Source organism: Pseudomonas sp. SW-3 (assembly GCF_016615645.1).
Lineage (GTDB): Bacteria > Pseudomonadota > Gammaproteobacteria > Pseudomonadales > Pseudomonadaceae > Aquipseudomonas > Aquipseudomonas mandelii.
In genome coordinates this window covers 3,005,346-3,021,281 of the sequence record NZ_CP067098.1, presented here as the reverse complement: position 1 = coordinate 3,021,281, position 15,936 = coordinate 3,005,346, and the positions used below count along the sequence as shown (strand labels likewise).

Here is a 15,936-nt window from a genome sequence, read left to right as displayed (position 1 = left end):
TCAACGATGCCGTTACGGACCCTTGAGACCTGGCCCCACGGCGCAATCATGCTGGACGCAGAACACACGCGTTTTGCCTTGTGGGCGCCAGATGCGTTTTACGTCAGTGTCGAACTGGAAGATGGACAATCCTTGCCGCTACTGCCTCAGGCTGATGGCTGGTTCGTGATCAAGACCCGTTGCACGGCGGGTACGCGTTACCGCTACAACATCGATGGCGAGCTGGAAGTGCCGGACCCGGCCTCCCGCGCGCAGGCCGGCGATATCGGCGACCACAGCGTGGTGGTCGATCCACTCGCCTATCAATGGCAGAACAGCGCCTGGACCGGCCGCCCCTGGAACGAGGCGGTCATCTACGAATTGCATGTCGGTGCGCTCGGCGGCTTCAGTGAAGTCGAGAAGCACCTGGCGCGCCTCGTTGACCTGGGCATCACCGCGATCGAGCTGATGCCGCTGGCGCAGTTCCCCGGCGATCGCAACTGGGGTTACGACGGGGTTCTGCCCTACGCGCCCCAATCGTCCTATGGCACTCCCGAACAACTTAAACATCTGATCGACACCGCCCACGGCCATGGCCTGGCGGTGATTCTCGACGTGGTCTACAACCACTTCGGCCCGGACGGCAATTACCTGCATCACTACGCCAAGGGCTTTTTTCGCGAAGACAAGCACACGCCTTGGGGCGCGGCCATCGATTTCCGGCGCCGAGAAGTGCGGGACTTTTTTATCGACAATGCGCTGATGTGGTTGCTGGAATACCGCTTCGATGGTCTGCGGCTGGATGCCGTGCACGCCATTGAGAGCCCGGACTTTCTTCAGGAACTGGCGCAGACGGTTCGCGAGCAAACCAACCCGGCGCGGCACGTCTGGCTGACGGTCGAGAACGAACACAACCAGGCCAGCCTGCTGGAGGAAGGATTCGACGCGCAGTGGAACGATGACGGCCACAACGCCTTGCACGTTTTGCTGACCGGTGAAACCGACGCCTACTACGCTGACTATGCCGACAACCCCACGGAAAAACTGGCGCGCTGCCTGAGCCAGGGCTTCGTGTTTCAGGGCCACGTGACCCGCCACGGGACAACCCGGGGCGAGCCCAGCGGTCACCTGCCGCCCAGCGCGTTCGTGCTGTTTTTGCAGAACCATGACCAGATCGGCAACCGTGCCTTCGGCGAACGCTTGCATCAACTGGCTCCCCTCGAAGCCCTGAAAGCGGCGACCGCGCTGTTGCTACTGTCGCCGATGATCCCGCTGATGTTCATGGGCGACGAATTCGCGGCCGAAGAGCCGTTCCTGTTTTTCACCAGTCACCACGGTGAACTGGCGGAGCTGGTCCGTGAAGGGCGACGGAATGAATTCGCGGCCTTCAGCGCCTTTGCCGATCCTCATAGACGCGAACAGATCCCCGATCCGAACGCGCCTCAGACCTTTGAAGCGTCGCGGCCAAAACTGACCGCCACCCGGCAATCGGCCATGCAGGGGCTGTATCACCAACTGCTGCGGATTCGCCACGACCACATCATCCCCCACCTGCCGGGCGCTCAAGCCCTGGGTGCCGAGGTGTTGGGCGAAGGTGCAGTGACAGCGCGCTGGCGACTGGGCAATGGCCGTCAGCTGCGCATTGACCTGAACCTCAGCGACAAGCCAGTGGTCCACTCCCCACAGGCCGACGCCAGGTTGTTGTTCGAAACGCCGCCTCAGTCAGCCGGCCTGTTGGAACAGGGCACCCTTGCCCCGTATTGCGCGCTAGTCAGCCTCACGGCCGCAGCCCCCTTGCTACCCCCGGATGGAGAGCGCCAATGAGTGATGCGCAATTGGAAATACTGGCCGGCCGTGCCGGTTTGGCAGTCGACTGGATCGACGCCAACGGCCGCCCGCAGAAAGTCGCCCCCTCGGTATTGCGCAATGTCCTGATCGGACTCGGCCACCCGGCCAGCACCGCACAGGAAATCGACGCCAGCCTCCTGCAATTGCAGGAGGTGCAACAGACCCGGCATCTGCCGCCGCTCATTACCGCCGATTTCGGCGTCAGCCTCGACCTGGCGCATTTCTTTGAACCGGAATCGCCGTGCGAGATCCACCTTGAAGATGGCTCACGACTCAACCTGAAACTGGACGCCGAGGCCCAACTGCCCGGCCTGGTTCCGGTCGGGTATCAGCACGTCAGCATCGACGGACAATCATTTACCCTGGCCGTGGCACCGGCGCGTTGCTACAGCGTCGGCGATGCCGTCGACAGTCCGATCCCGCGCACCTGGGGCCTCAGCGTGCAGTTGTACTCGCTGCGTCGCGCCGGCGATGGCGGGTTCGGCGATACCCAGGCGCTGGAAGACCTCGCTCGAGTGGCCGGCGAACGCGGTGCCGAGGCGCTGGCGATCAGTCCGCTGCACGCGATGTTTGGCAGCGACACCCAACGCTACAGCCCGTATTCACCGTCCAGCCGGTTGTTTCTCAACAGCCTCTACGCTGCGCCGGGCGCTATTCTCGGCGAGCGCGCGTGGCGTGCCGCGATAGACGCCACCGGCCTCGCTGCCGAACTGCAACACCTGGAAGAACAGCCGCTGATTGACTGGCCCGTGGCCGCCGAAGCCAAGCATCGTTTGCTGCAAGCCTTGTATGAAGGCTTCGTCCAGGGCGAACACCCGTTGCATGCCGATTTCAGCAGTTTCCGCCACGCGGCCGGTGAGGCACTGGAAAACCACTGCCGCTTCGAAGCCATACAAGAAGCGCGCGCCGCCAAGGGTGAAACCCTCGACTGGCGCGAGTGGCCGGAACAATGGCGCGACCCGCGCAGCGCCGCCCTCGCCGAATTTGCCGAAGAGAACGCCGGTCGCATTGGCTTCTTCGCGTTCAGCCAATGGCTGATCACCCGTTGCCTGGAGCGCGCACAAACCGCCGCCCGCAGCGCGGGGATGAGCATTGGGCTGATCGCTGATCTGGCGGTGGGTGCCGACGGCGGTGGCAGCCAGGCGTGGAGTCGCCAGGACGAACTGCTCGCCTCACTGACGGTGGGAGCGCCGCCGGACATTCTCAACCGCACCGGCCAGGGCTGGGGCATTTCCGCATTCTCTCCTGAAGGCCTGGTGCGCAACGGCTTTCGCGCTTTCATCGAAATGCTCCGGGCCAATTTCGCCCACGCCGGCGGCTTGCGCATTGATCACGTCATGGGCCTGCAACGGCTGTGGGTGATCCCCAATGGCTCGCCGCCCGCCGACGGCGCCTACCTGTATTACCCGGTGGACGACCTGCTGCGCCTGCTCAGCCTTGAATCCCATCGCCATCAGGCGATCGTACTGGGCGAAGACCTCGGGACGGTGGCCGATGGTCTGCGGGAAAAACTCATCGCCCGCTCGATCCTCGGCATGCGCGTGCTGCTGTTTGAACAGGACAACGCGCACTTCAAATCGATTCTCGACTGGCCGGACAACGCCCTCGCGACCACCAGCACCCATGACCTGCCGACGCTCAATGGCTGGTGGCATGGCCGTGACATCGACTGGAACGCCCGATTGGGCCTGGTCGATGCCACGGGTGAAATCGAATGGCGCCATCACCGTGAGCGCGAGCGTGAAGGCCTGCGTCGCGTGCTGAGCGAGGACCCGCAGAACTTCCGCGAAGAATCCCATGAGACGGACCAGATACTGGACGCGGCGGTACGCTTTCTAGGGCATACGCGGGCACCGCTGGTGTTGCTGCCGCTGGAAGATGCCCTGGGCATCGAACAACAGGCCAACCTGCCCGGCACCATCGACACGCACCCCAACTGGTCGCGGCGCTTGCCGGGCAGCAGTGAAGCGCTGCTCGATGACCCGGACGCCTCGCGGCGCCTGGAATTGCTCGCCTGCGCTCGACTTCAGGCTGGCGAGCGTGACCAATGAATCAGTCAATACAACCGCTGCCGCTTCGCGCGTCGTTGCGCCTGCAATTCCATAAAGGCTTCACGCTGGATCAAGCCGTGCCGTTGGTGCCGTACTTTGCCAGCCTGGGCATCAGCCACGTCTATGCCTCGCCACTGCTTGCTGCCCGCGCCGGTTCAATGCACGGGTACGACGTGGTGGACCCGACCACGGTCAACCCTGAGCTGGGCGGCGAAGCGGCCCTGCGCCGCCTGGTTGCGGCCCTGCGCGAACACAAGATGGGGCTGATCCTCGACATCGTTTCCAACCACATGGCCGTCGGCGGTAGTGATAACCCCTGGTGGCTGGATTTGCTGGAGTGGGGACGCCTGAGCCCTTACGGCGAGTTTTTCGACATTCAGTGGCACTCACCCGACCCGCTGATGGAGGGCCAGTTGCTGCTGCCTTTCCTTGGCAGTGATTACGGCGTCGCCTTGCAAGACGGCACCCTGCCCTTGCGCTTTGATGCACAACGCGGTGCGTTTTATGTCGAGCACTACGAGCATCACTTCCCGATCTGCCCGTCGAGCTACGGTGAACTGCTGCGAACCGACGACGAGCAACTCAAGTTTCTCGCCGACCGTTTCAGTGCTTTGAGCTACCAGACCGACTCGCACAGCCTGGCGCAACCGCTGAAGGCAGAGCTGCGCGAACTGGCCAGTGACCCTGCGATCCTGCAGTGCATTCAGCAGAATCTCAGTGCCTACGATTCGCTGACGCCCGATGGTTTTAAGCGGCTGCACAACCTGCTCGAACGCCAAAGCTATCGGCTGGCCAGTTGGCGCACGGCGGCGGATGACATCAATTGGCGGCGTTTTTTCGATGTCAACGAATTGGGCGGCCTGCGGGTCGAACGCCCCGCCGTGTTCGAAGCGACCCACGCGAAAATCTTCGAGTTGGTGGCTGAAGGGCTGGTCGACGGTCTGCGCATCGACCACATCGACGGCCTCGCCGACCCGCGCGGCTACTGCCGCAAACTACGGCGTCGGGTCGATACCCTGTCGCCCGACCGGCACCTGCCAATCTACGTCGAGAAGATTCTCGGTGAAGGTGAAACCCTGCACCGCGACTGGTCGGTGGACGGCACCACCGGTTACGAATTCATGAACCAGTTGTCGTTGCTGCAGCACGATCCCGAGGGTGAAAAGGTTCTGGGTGAACTGTGGAATCGCTTCAGCGAACGGCCCGCCGACTTCCGTCAGGAAGCGCAATTGGCGCGCCAGCAGATTCTCAACGGCTCCTTGGCCGGTGATTTCGAGAGTGTGGCCCAGGCGTTGCTGCAAGTGGCTCGGGACGATCTGATGACCCGCGACCTGACCTTGGGCGCGATCCGTCGGGCGTTGCAGGAACTGATCGTGCATTTCCCGGTGTACCGCACCTACATCAGCCCGCGTGGCCGTTCTGCCGAAGACGATGTGTTTTTCCAGCAGGCCATGGACGGTGCCCGGCAGACCCTCGGCGAGGCCGATTGGCCGGTGCTCGATTGCCTGGCCGGTTGGCTCGGCGGTGAGCCGTGGCGCAAACGCCCGGTGGGTCGTCAGCGCAAGATCCTCAAGCATGCGTGTGTGCGGTTCCAGCAACTGACTTCACCCGCCGCAGCCAAGGCTGTGGAAGACACCGCGTTCTATCGCTCAGCGGTGCTGCTGTCGCGCAATGATGTGGGCTTCAGCACCGAGCAATTCAGTGCGCCGGTCGCCGATTTCCATGCCGTCTGCATCAATCGCCTGGAGCAGTTTCCGGACAACCTGCTAGCCACCGCCACCCACGACCACAAACGCGGCGAAGACACCCGCGCGCGGTTGGCGGTGTTGAGTGAACGCAGCGCCTGGTACGCCGAGCAGGTCCCGCTGTGGCGGACACTTGCCCGGCCCTTGCGTGAAGACGACCAGATGCCCTCGGCGGGCGATGAATTGATCCTGTATCAAGCGCTCCTCGGCAGCTGGCCACTCGATTTGCACGGTTACGATCAACCGGCGCTGGAGAACTACACTCAACGGGTGTGGCAGTGGCAACAAAAAGCCTTGCGTGAAGCCAAATTGCAAAGCAGCTGGAGCGCGCCGAACGAGGCTTACGAAAACGCCGTTCAGCAATTCCTGCAACGCTTGCTGCTCAGCCCTGAAGGCGAGCTCTTGTGCACCGCACTCAGCAAAGCCGCCAAGAGCATCGCCGTCCCCGGTGCCCTCAACGGGTTGGCGCAAACCTTGCTGCGCATGACCGTGCCGGGGATCCCGGACCTCTACCAGGGCAACGAGTACTGGGACTTCTCGCTGGTGGACCCGGACAACCGCCGGCCGGTGGATTACGTGAGCCGCCAACAGACGATGCAGGTGCCGTTGAATCTGCCTGACCTGTTGACCAACTGGCGTGACGGGCACATCAAGCAAACCCTGATCAAGCAGGTGTTGAACCTGCGGGCCGAGCATGCGGAGCTGTTTCGACGAGGGACGTATCAAGCACTTGAGGTCGTGGGCAGCCAGGCTCACCGAGTGCTGGCCTTTGCTCGCGAACATCAGGGAAAACGGGCCATCGTGATCGTACCGATTCGATGCGCCCCGCTGCTGGAAAACAGTGCCGAACCCCGGGTTGACGCGCTGCGCTGGGGCGATACACGGGTGAAATTACCGTTCACCGCCTCCGAGGAAAATCTGAAGGGACTTTTCTCGAGCACCGCAGTCACACACCACAGGGAGCTGAACATCAGCGCCGCGCTGGGGGATTTCCCGGTCAATCTCTTTATTCAAACGTTTACCCAAGCTTGAGTTCAGTTCAGGAGTATTGCGATGAGTACCGACGATAAACGCGTTCGCGAATTTGCCTATCAAATCTGGGAATCGGAAGGTAAGCCTGAGGGCCAGGACGCCCGGCATTGGGAGATGGCGCGCAAGCTGGCTGAAGCCGAAGCCCTGGCCCCCAAAAAATTGCCCAAGGCTGCCGGCAGTAAAACGGTTGCCAAGCCTGCTGTGGCCAAAGCCAATGGCAAGGTGCCCGAGCCGAAAGCCAAGGCCAAGCCTGCAGCGGCTTCAAAGGTAATTCCGCCCGGCGAAAAAGCTGCCGAGAAGAAGCCTAAAGCAGCGCGCAAACCGCCTGCTGTCTGACGCTTCACTATCGCGTCCTGATTGACCTCGTGGCCAGCCCCCTGGCCACCGTGGGCTTGCTCGCCCACGAAAAACCTGTAGGAGCGAGGCTTGCCCGCGAAGGCGGCATGTCAGTCGATTCAACTGTGACTGAAACACCGCCTTCGCGGGCAAGCCTCGCTCCTACAAAGAATCCCCTTTTTGCAGGAGCATCTATGTCCAATCCAAAGAAAGCCGCGCCAGAACCTCACGCCGAGGCCTCGCGAATCCGTGAAGGCTTGCCCTTCCCGCTGGGTGCGACCTGGGATGGTCTGGGGGTCAACTTTGCCTTGTTTTCCGCCAACGCCACCAAAGTCGAACTGTGCATCTTCGACGATGCCGGCGAGGTCGAACTCGAACGTATCGAACTGCCGGAATACACCGACGAGATCTATCACGGCTATTTGCCCGACGCCCACCCAGGGCTGATTTACGGCTACCGTGTCTATGGCCCCTACGACCCGGCCAACGGTCATCGTTTCAACCACAACAAACTGCTGATCGACCCCTATGCAAAACAACTGGTCGGCCAGCTGAAATGGTCCGAAGCGTTGTTCGGCTACACCATCGGGCATCCTGACGCCGATTTGAGTTTCGATGAACGCGACAGCGCACCGTTTGTCCCCAAGTGCAAGGTGATCGACCCGGCTCACACCTGGGGCAACGACCATCGCGTCAGCGTGCCGTGGGACAAGACGATCATTTATGAAACCCATGTGCGCGGCATCAGCATGCGCCACCCTTCGGTCCCCGAGAACGTGCGTGGCACCTTCGCCGGGTTGATGGTCGATGACGTGCTGGAACACATTCGCAAGCTCGGGGTGTCGTCGGTGGAGTTGCTGCCGATCCACGCTTTCGTGAACGACCAGCACCTGCTGCACAAAGGCATGACCAATTACTGGGGCTACAACAGCATCGCCTTCTTTGCCCCGGACCCGCGTTACCTGGCCAGCGGCAAGATCGCCGAGTTCAAGGAGATGGTCGCGCACCTGCACGAAGCCAATCTGGAAGTGATCCTCGATGTGGTCTACAACCACACCGCCGAGGGCAACGAACAAGGCCCTACCCTGTCCATGCGCGGCATCGACAACGCCTCGTATTACCGCTTGATGCCTGATGACAAGCGTTACTACATCAACGATTCCGGCACCGGCAACACCCTCGATTTGAGTCACCCTTGCGTGCTGCAAATGGTCACCGACTCCCTGCGCTATTGGGCCACGGAAATGCACGTGGACGGTTTCCGCTTCGACCTGGCGACCATTCTCGGCCGCTACCATGAAGGCTTCGACGAACGTCACAGCTTCCTTGTGGCCTGCCGCCAGGACCCGGTGCTGCGCCAGGTGAAGATGATCGCCGAGCCATGGGATTGCGGCCCCGGCGGTTATCAGGTCGGCGGTTTTCCACCGGGCTGGGTCGAGTGGAACGACAAGTTCCGCGACACCGTGCGCGCGTTCTGGAAAGGCGATGACGGCCAACTGGCCGACTTCGCCAGCCGCATGACGGCGTCCGGCGAGATGTTCAATCAGCGCGGCCGGCGGCCCTATGCCTCGTTGAACTTCATCACCGCCCATGACGGTTTCACCCTCAATGACCTGGTGTCGTACAACGACAAGCACAACGAAGCCAACGACGAGAACAATCAGGACGGCAGCAATAACAACCTGTCCTGGAACCACGGCGTCGAAGGCCCGACTGACGATCCGGAAATCAATGAACTGCGTCAGCGGCAAATGCGCAATTTCTTCGCCACGCTGCTGCTGTCCCAAGGCACCCCGATGCTGGTGGCCGGCGACGAGTTCGCCCGGACCCAGGAAGGCAACAACAACGCCTATTGCCAGGACAGCGACATTGGCTGGGTCAATTGGGACCTGAGCGAAGACGGCAAGGCCCTGCTCAAGTTCGTCAAGCGCCTGATCAAGTTGCGCCTGGCCTATCCGATCCTGCGTCGCGGACGCTTCCTGGTGGGTAATTACAACGAGGACATCGGCGTCAAGGACGTGACCTGGCTCGCCCCGGATGGCAGTGAAATGTCCATCGAGCAGTGGGAAGAACCGCACGGCCGCTGCCTCGGCATGTTGATGGACGGCCGCGCCCAGGAAACCGGTATCCGCCGCAAAGGCGGTAACGCAACCCTGTTGCTGGTGGTCAACGCGCACCACGACATCGTCAACTTCACCTTGCCGGAAGTGCCGGACGGCTATCACTGGACGTGCATGGTCGACACCAATCAACCGTCGATTCGCGGGCAGGAACGCTTCGAGTTCGGGCACGAGTACTCCGTCACCGGGCGTTCGCTGCTGCTGTTCGAATTGCAGCATGAGGAAGAAGAGTGAAATGGACCTTCAAGCGTTTCTCACTCGCCAGCCACCGGACTACGCCGATACTCAGGCGCTAGGCCGGTGCCTGCGGGCGTTGGTGGAGGCTGGGCTTGATCAGCTTCCGCTGCCCGGCAGTGGCCAGACGCTGGAACGCTTCCAGCGGTTGGCCGAAGTCGGCGGGCATGACCTAGGGTTGTGCAAGTTGTACGAAGGCCATACCGATGCGCTGGCGATCATCCAGCAGTTGGGTGGCTCGCCGACACCGGGCAGCACGTGGGGGATGTGGGCCGCTGAACCGCCAAACGCCCGGGTGCGCGTCCGTCCGCAGGGACACATGGTCGAGTTGAACGGGCGCAAGGCCTGGTGCTCGGGCGCGGTGGTGTTGAGTCATGCGCTGCTCACGGCCTGGGATCAACAGGACTGCCAGCAATTGGTTGCGGTGGCGCTGGATCAACCCGGCGTGACCGTGACCGATCAAGGCTGGCAAGCGGTCGGCATGGGCGCCTCCGGCAGCGTCGAAGTGCTGTTCGAAGGCGCCGAGGGCCAAGCCATCGGTTCACCCGGCGATTACCTGAATCGGCCCGGTTTTTGGCAGGGCGGCATCGGCATTGCCGCCTGCTGGTACGGCGCGGCGCAAAGCATTGCCGAACGCCTGCGCAGCCATTGCGCGCACCATGAAGAGCCCCACGCCCTCGCTCACCTCGGCGCCGTCGACAGTGCGCTGCATGCCGCCGCCGAGGTCTTGCGGGTCAGCGCACTGATGATCGACGCCGCCCCGCTGGACGACGCCGAATTGCTGGCCCGGCGCGCCCGTGCGGTGGTGGAACACACCGCCGAACAGGTCATGTTGCATGTCGGCCACGCCCTCGGCGCGGGTCCCTACTGTAGGGATCGGCAGTTCGCCCGATTGATCGCCGACCTGCCGGTGTTCCTGCGCCAAAGCCACGCCGAACGCGACCTCGCCGCCCTCGGCCAAACCGTCATTACCGGAACATGGACGTTATGAAAACCAATCCTATCGTCGGCCAGGGCACGCCGCTTCATCGGTGGCAGACCTCCAGCCACCTGGCGCAGTTACCGGTGATCGATATCCTGAGCCTGGTGCCGGAAGGTGCCCGCGCAGTGATCATCGCTCCGCACCCGGATGACGAAGTGCTGGGCTGCGGCGGTTTCCTGCAATTGCTCGCCGCCGCCGGTCGGCCCTTGCAACTGATCTCGGTCACCGATGGCAGCGCCAGCCATCCCGGCTCCGAGCGCTGGCCGGTGGAGCGCCTGAGCGCGGTGCGGCCACAGGAATCGGTCGAAGCCTTGCGACGTCTCGGTGTGCCCCTGCACAGCCTGAAATGGCTGCGCGGTGGATTCAAAGACAGCCAGGTCGCTGATCGAGAAAGCGAGCTGAGCGAGTTCATCGAACGTCACTTGCACCCCAACGACGTGGTATTCACCACGTGGTGCGAGGACGGCCATTGCGACCACGAAGCCGTGGGCCGGGCCAGCGCCACAGCGGCAAGACGAGCGGGTGCGACCGTCTATGAATTGCCCGTATGGACTTGGCACTGGGCGACACCTGAAGACAGTTTCGTGCCGTGGCACCGGGCGCGAAAAATCCTCCTGGCCCCGCACCTGGTCGCGCGCAAACGCCACGCGATCCACGCCTTTGCCAGCCAGTTGGAGGGTGACCCGCACATCGGCTTGCCGCCCGTGCTGGCGCCCTATGTGCTGGAACGGCTGCTGCAACCGTTCGAAGTGGTGTTTGTATGAGCGTCGACGACCGCTATTTCGACGGTCTGTTTGCCGGCAACGATGATCCCTGGTCGTTCCGTCAGCGCTGGTATGAACAGCGCAAACGCGCAATCACCCTCGCCGCACTGCCCCGCCCTCACTACCGGGCGATCTTTGAGCCCGGCTGCGCCAACGGCGAGTTGAGCTTTGAGCTGGCCAGCCGCTGCGATCGTCTGCTGTGTTGCGACACCGCCGCCGCAGCCGTGACGCTGGCTCGCACCCGACTCGGCCCGTTCGACCACGCCGAAGTCCGCCACAGCCGCTTGCCTGCCGATTGGCCGGACGAGAAATTCGACCTGATCGTGCTCAGCGAGGTCGGCTACTACCTCGACGCCGATGATCTGAAACGCCTGATCGAACAGGCCGCACAATCGCTGACCGCCGACGGCCAGCTGCTGGCCTGCCACTGGCGCCCGCCCATCGACGGCTGTCCGTTGAACGCCCGGCAAGTCCATGACTTGCTCCACGAACATTTGCATTTGCCGCGACTGGCCCTGCATCAGGAAGCGGATTTTCTACTGGAACTCTGGAGTCGTGAACCACGCTCCGTGGCGGCTCTGGAGGGCTTGCGATGATCGGCATTCTGATCCCCGCGCATAACGAAGAAGACTTGCTTGAAGACTGCCTTGAGGCGGCCCTGCTCGCCGCGCAACACGAGCGGCTGGGCGGTGAAACCGTCGAGGTGCTGGTGGTGCTCGACAGTTGCACCGACCGGTCCTCGGAGATCGTCAGCGCCTATCCGGTGCACAGTCTGGCGATCGAGGCACGCAACGTCGGTCAGGCCCGCGCCGCCGGCGCACGGTTTCTGCTGGAGCGCGGGGCTCGCTGGATTTCCTGTTCCGATGCCGACAGCCGTGTGGCGCACGATTGGCTGGTGGCGCAACTGGCCCTCGACGTCGATGCGGTGTGCGGCACGGTTACGGTGGAGGCGTGGCACGAGGCGTTCGATGAGTCGGCTCAGATTCGCTATCACCAGCACTATCAGGCCCGCGAAGGTCATCGGCACATTCATGGAGCCAATCTGGGCATCAGTGCTGACGCCTATCAGCGCGCCGGCGGTTTCGAACCGCTGGCCTGTGACGAAGATGTGCAACTGGTGCGACAACTCGAACGCTGTGGCGCAAACATAGCCTGGAGCCATCGCCCGCAAGTGCTGACCAGTGCTCGGCTGGACAGTCGCGCACGCGGTGGTTTCGGCGATTATTTGCGAGACCTGGTACAGCCTGGTTAAAAAATACCGTCTCAGATGACAGCACCACGCGACGAATAGCGAGACTTGAGCAATACTCTCCTCGCGGCAATCCAGGGTATGGAGCGCTGCACATTGCTCTCAAACAGAACAAGGACGTAGCCCGATGAAACCCGTTTCCCTCATCGAAAGCAGCTTGCCGGGACAGGTCTGGAACAGCGCCCGGCAACTGGACAACATCCCCGTCATCAACACCGAGACCCTGGTCCCCACTGGCGCGCGTGCCGTGGTCATTGCGCCGCATCCTGGCGATGAAGTGGTCATGTGTGGAGGCTTGCTTCAGCTCCTTTCCTCGTTGGGTCATCCCCTGCAATTGATCTCGATCACCGATGGCAGCGCCAGCCATCCGGGCTCGCAACAGTGGTCAGAGAAACGCCTGAGTGTGTTTCGCGGCCAGGAAAGCGTCGAAGCCTTGCGCCGGCTCGGTTTGCCGATGCACAGCCTGAAGTGGATTCGCGGCGGCTTTACCGACAACGCCCTGGCCAAGCATGAAACCCAATTGACCCAATTCATCGCCCGTTATTTGCGCCCCGGCGATGTGGTGTTCACTACCTGGCGCGAAGACGGCACCTGCGATCATGACGCCGTCGGCCGCGCCAGCGCCAATGCGGCGAGCATGGTCGGCGCGACGATCAACGAACTGCCGGTCTGGGCCTGGCACTGGCCGACCCGAGATCAAGGACTCTTTCCCTGGCATCGTGCGCGCAAAGTACGCCTCGACACCTGGACCGTCGCGCGCAAAAGCCACGCCACCCACGCCTACGCCAGCCAGCTCGACGGCGAACCGGCCATCGGCATCGCGCCACTGCTGCCCCGGGTGATATTGGAGCGCATGCGTTTGCCCTATGAAGTTGTCTTTGTCTGACCCAATTCCCCATCCAACCCATCCCTGCGGGAGAGAGCCTGCTCGCGATATCGTTGGGGCAGTCGACATCAATGCTGGATGTCACTCCGCTATCGCGAGCAGGCTCGCTCCCACTTGGAATGGGTGTCGCTCAAACTGAACTGCCCGCCGCTGCATCAGTCGCATGCATAAGCAGCCCAGATTCAGAGGAGTGAACGTGACCAGCGATTCCGAGCAGCGAGCCGTTGAATCAGTGCCCTTGGACTCGCCCCCGGCGATTCATCGATTGAGGGTGCTGACGGTCAACACCCACAAAGGGTTTACCGCCCTCAACCGGCGTTTCATCCTTCCGGAGCTGCGAGAAGCGGTGCGCAGTACGTCGGCCGATCTTGTATTCCTGCAGGAAGTGGTCGGCGAGCACGATCGGCATTCCTCCCGTTACAACGACTGGCCGCAGACCTCGCAATACGAGTTCCTGGCCGACAGCATGTGGAGCGATTTCGCCTACGGTCGCAACGCCGTTTACCCCAACGGCCATCATGGCAACGCGCTGCTATCGAAATACCCGATTCGCGAACACCGCAATCTCGATGTCTCGATCACCGGCCCCGAACGCCGCGGCTTGCTGCACTGCGTACTGGACGTGCCGGGGCACGCTGAAGTCCATGCGATCTGCGTGCACTTGAGCTTGCTGGAAAGTCATCGCCAGTTGCAGCTGCAACTGCTCTGCCTACTGCTCGAATCCCTGCCCGACGATGCGCCGGTCATCATCGCCGGCGACTTCAACGACTGGCAGTTGCAAGGCAACGCCGCCCTCTCCCGTCGCCATTACCTGCACGAAGCCTTCGAACGCCACAATGGCCGCCCGGCGAAAACCTACCCGGCGCGCTTTCCGCTGCTGCGCCTGGACCGGGTCTACCTGCGCAACGCCAGCAGCCACAACCCGCGAATTCTCGGCAATAAACCCTGGACGCACCTGTCGGATCACTTGCCGTTGGCGGTGGAAGTGCACCTCTGAGCGATCAATGCATCAAGGTGCGTTGACCACAACATAGGTCACATTGCTGCCCTGATACTGCGGCTGGTACCAGGTCGAACCGCACTGCATGTACACCGTGTTGTATTGCATGACCTGCACGCAACTGGTGGGCATTTGTGCCGGCGTCAGGATCGAGCCAACCACCGCTGCTGTCACCGCGACCGTTGCAGTCACGGCCGCCGCCGTGGCGATCGGATGATAGTGATCGTCGTAGCCATAGCGGCCATGCCCGTCGACATCAATGTCGACGTCGCGATTGTTGTTGATGTTGACGTTACGAGTGCTGTTGTTGATGTTGGTACGGTTGCCGACAGTGTTCCCGGCATTGACCCGGTTGCCTGAGTTCACCCGATTGCCCGCATTGACGTTGCTCGCGCGCGGCGGGGTATTGATCCGCTGCGCCCGCTGGGCATTGGGGGCTGGCGCACGGTTGACTGACGCCCTTGCCTGCCCCTGGCCCCGTGGCCGGGCATCCGCTTCGGCGATCAGGCCGACAGTCAGCACTGCGGCAGTGGCTAGCGATACAAACAGGCTCCACGACATCGACCGGTTCATGTCATTCCCCTCCCTGATCAGCGGCTTTCTTCAGCGCAATCGCCACATCACCCTTGGCCGGTTTGAAGGTGAACATCGACTCCTGGAGGCCAGGCTTCAGGTTCCAGTGATACACCGCGCTGTATTCCGGAAAGCTTTGCTCATCGGTGGTGGTAATCACCAGTTTGCACGGCAGTGGCTTCTCGGACCGTGTGATCCACAATTGCCAGTCGACGCCCTCCTGCCGAAAGGCCAAGTGATCACAGAGTTGGCCCTTGATCGTCGACGGTCCCACGTACAGGGCTTCCTTGAGTGCATCGATCTGGGCCTGATCGCTGCCAAACAGAAACAGGTCTTCCATGGGGATCTGGATCCCGTAATGGTTTTCGATCATGTGCAGGGTTTCGGACACCTTGGGTGGGGCATCCACCGTGGTGTAGTACTTGAGGTACGGTGAGTACTGGGTCAGTTTCTTGCCGTTATAGAAGAACTCTCGCGTTCGGACATCGCCTTCTGTCCGGGCGTACATTCGGTCATGCCCCAGCACTTTCAGGGTAGTGGAAGCCTCGGACTTGATCTTCTGCCCGGTCTCCAGGACGGTATCCAGGGTCACTTCGGCATCTACCTGAAACTTCGACAGGCTGCGCAGGTAGTTGCCCATATCAATCAGCTTATCGACCACCTGCGGATTGATGATCGGGGTGGCGTCCGCCGCCGGTACCTCTTCGGCGCGAGCCCCTGGGGCAAGGAGCAGGGTAAACATCAGGCAGAAAACACTGGGTTGGGTTTTCATCGATTTTGCTCCTGTCCCTGCGCCGGGCTGCCGCCCGAAACCTTGTGGCTGAATGTTCAGCCTAGTTGCGGCCAGTCCTGTTCGCCAGATAGACAAACCGGTGTGAGGACAGCGATTTCCTTGCGTTCATTTCAGCGCAGCATTACTGACAGAATCGAGACATGGACATCGTCGGGCAAGCAGGCCCTGAACCCCGCCCGGACAGACCGGTAGCCCACTATCCAAAGGCTCTGGCCCGAGGGTTTTTTGACGATTTTTCGAACAAACAAGTACTTAGATGCGCGGCAAAAATCAGTCACTTGCGAGCACTAAAATTCCATTACCGCCTATCGGCCATTTTCTTGACGCATTGTCAAGGGTCTTCT

General features: G+C 61.9%; 13 protein-coding genes. 11 read left to right on the top strand and 2 right to left on the bottom strand.

The window, feature by feature from the left end:
• The first annotated feature begins 6 nt into the window (after window positions 1-6).
• From treZ to JIO00_RS13515, 11 genes are all read left to right on the top strand, one after another.
• Window positions 7-1,803, top strand: coding sequence for a malto-oligosyltrehalose trehalohydrolase (gene treZ / locus JIO00_RS13565; protein ID WP_077749958.1), 1,797 nt, complete (start codon window positions 7-9; stop codon window positions 1,801-1,803).
• A complete protein-coding gene (gene malQ, locus JIO00_RS13560) occupies window positions 1,800-3,878 on the top strand; it encodes a 4-alpha-glucanotransferase (protein WP_010459957.1) in 2,079 nt (692 codons plus the stop codon). Before treZ ends, malQ begins: the two co-directional genes overlap by 4 nt.
• Window positions 3,875-6,655: a malto-oligosyltrehalose synthase gene (locus tag JIO00_RS13555; protein ID WP_200668461.1), complete on the top strand. Its 2,781-nt coding sequence runs from the start codon at window positions 3,875-3,877 to the stop codon at window positions 6,653-6,655. The genes malQ and JIO00_RS13555 overlap by 4 nt, the downstream gene beginning before the upstream one ends.
• Before the next feature lie 21 nt (window positions 6,656-6,676).
• Entirely contained in the window at window positions 6,677-6,991 is a 315-nt protein-coding gene (locus JIO00_RS13550; protein WP_083376845.1) for a DUF2934 domain-containing protein, read from the top strand.
• Between the two features lie 194 nt (window positions 6,992-7,185).
• Window positions 7,186-9,345 (top strand): glycogen debranching protein GlgX, encoded by a 2,160-nt coding sequence (glgX, locus tag JIO00_RS13545; protein ID WP_010459951.1) that lies wholly within the window; start codon window positions 7,186-7,188, stop codon window positions 9,343-9,345.
• Between the two features lies 1 nt (window position 9,346).
• Complete coding sequence (locus JIO00_RS13540; protein WP_154504539.1) at window positions 9,347-10,336, top strand: acyl-CoA dehydrogenase family protein; 990 nt, start codon at window positions 9,347-9,349, stop codon at window positions 10,334-10,336.
• On the top strand, window positions 10,333-11,091 hold the full coding sequence (locus JIO00_RS13535; RefSeq protein ID WP_145307305.1) for a PIG-L deacetylase family protein: 759 nt from the start codon (window positions 10,333-10,335) through the stop codon (window positions 11,089-11,091). The genes JIO00_RS13540 and JIO00_RS13535 overlap by 4 nt, the downstream gene beginning before the upstream one ends.
• A complete protein-coding gene (locus JIO00_RS13530) occupies window positions 11,088-11,687 on the top strand; it encodes an SAM-dependent methyltransferase (protein WP_145307307.1) in 600 nt (199 codons plus the stop codon). The genes JIO00_RS13535 and JIO00_RS13530 overlap by 4 nt, the downstream gene beginning before the upstream one ends.
• A complete protein-coding gene (locus JIO00_RS13525) occupies window positions 11,684-12,343 on the top strand; it encodes a glycosyltransferase (RefSeq protein WP_010459942.1) in 660 nt (219 codons plus the stop codon). Before JIO00_RS13530 ends, JIO00_RS13525 begins: the two co-directional genes overlap by 4 nt.
• A 124-nt stretch (window positions 12,344-12,467) precedes the next feature.
• Entirely contained in the window at window positions 12,468-13,226 is a 759-nt protein-coding gene (locus JIO00_RS13520) for a PIG-L deacetylase family protein (RefSeq protein WP_077749963.1), read from the top strand.
• A gap of 196 nt (window positions 13,227-13,422) precedes the next feature.
• Complete coding sequence (locus JIO00_RS13515) at window positions 13,423-14,223, top strand: endonuclease/exonuclease/phosphatase family protein (RefSeq protein ID WP_169857990.1); 801 nt, start codon at window positions 13,423-13,425, stop codon at window positions 14,221-14,223.
• A gap of 12 nt (window positions 14,224-14,235) precedes the next feature.
• Here the strand turns inward: JIO00_RS13515 and JIO00_RS13510 are convergent, their stop codons facing one another.
• Both JIO00_RS13510 and JIO00_RS13505 read right to left on the bottom strand, forming a co-directional pair.
• Window positions 14,236-14,799, bottom strand: a complete 564-nt coding sequence (locus JIO00_RS13510; protein WP_010459935.1) for a hypothetical protein — start codon at window positions 14,797-14,799, stop codon at window positions 14,236-14,238.
• Window position 14,800: 1 nt separating this feature from the next.
• The gene (locus JIO00_RS13505; RefSeq protein WP_077749964.1) at window positions 14,801-15,571 is read right to left on the bottom strand and encodes a DUF2092 domain-containing protein; all 771 of its coding nucleotides are present in this window, start codon (window positions 15,569-15,571) and stop codon (window positions 14,801-14,803) included.
• Window positions 15,572-15,936: the final 365 nt, after the last annotated feature.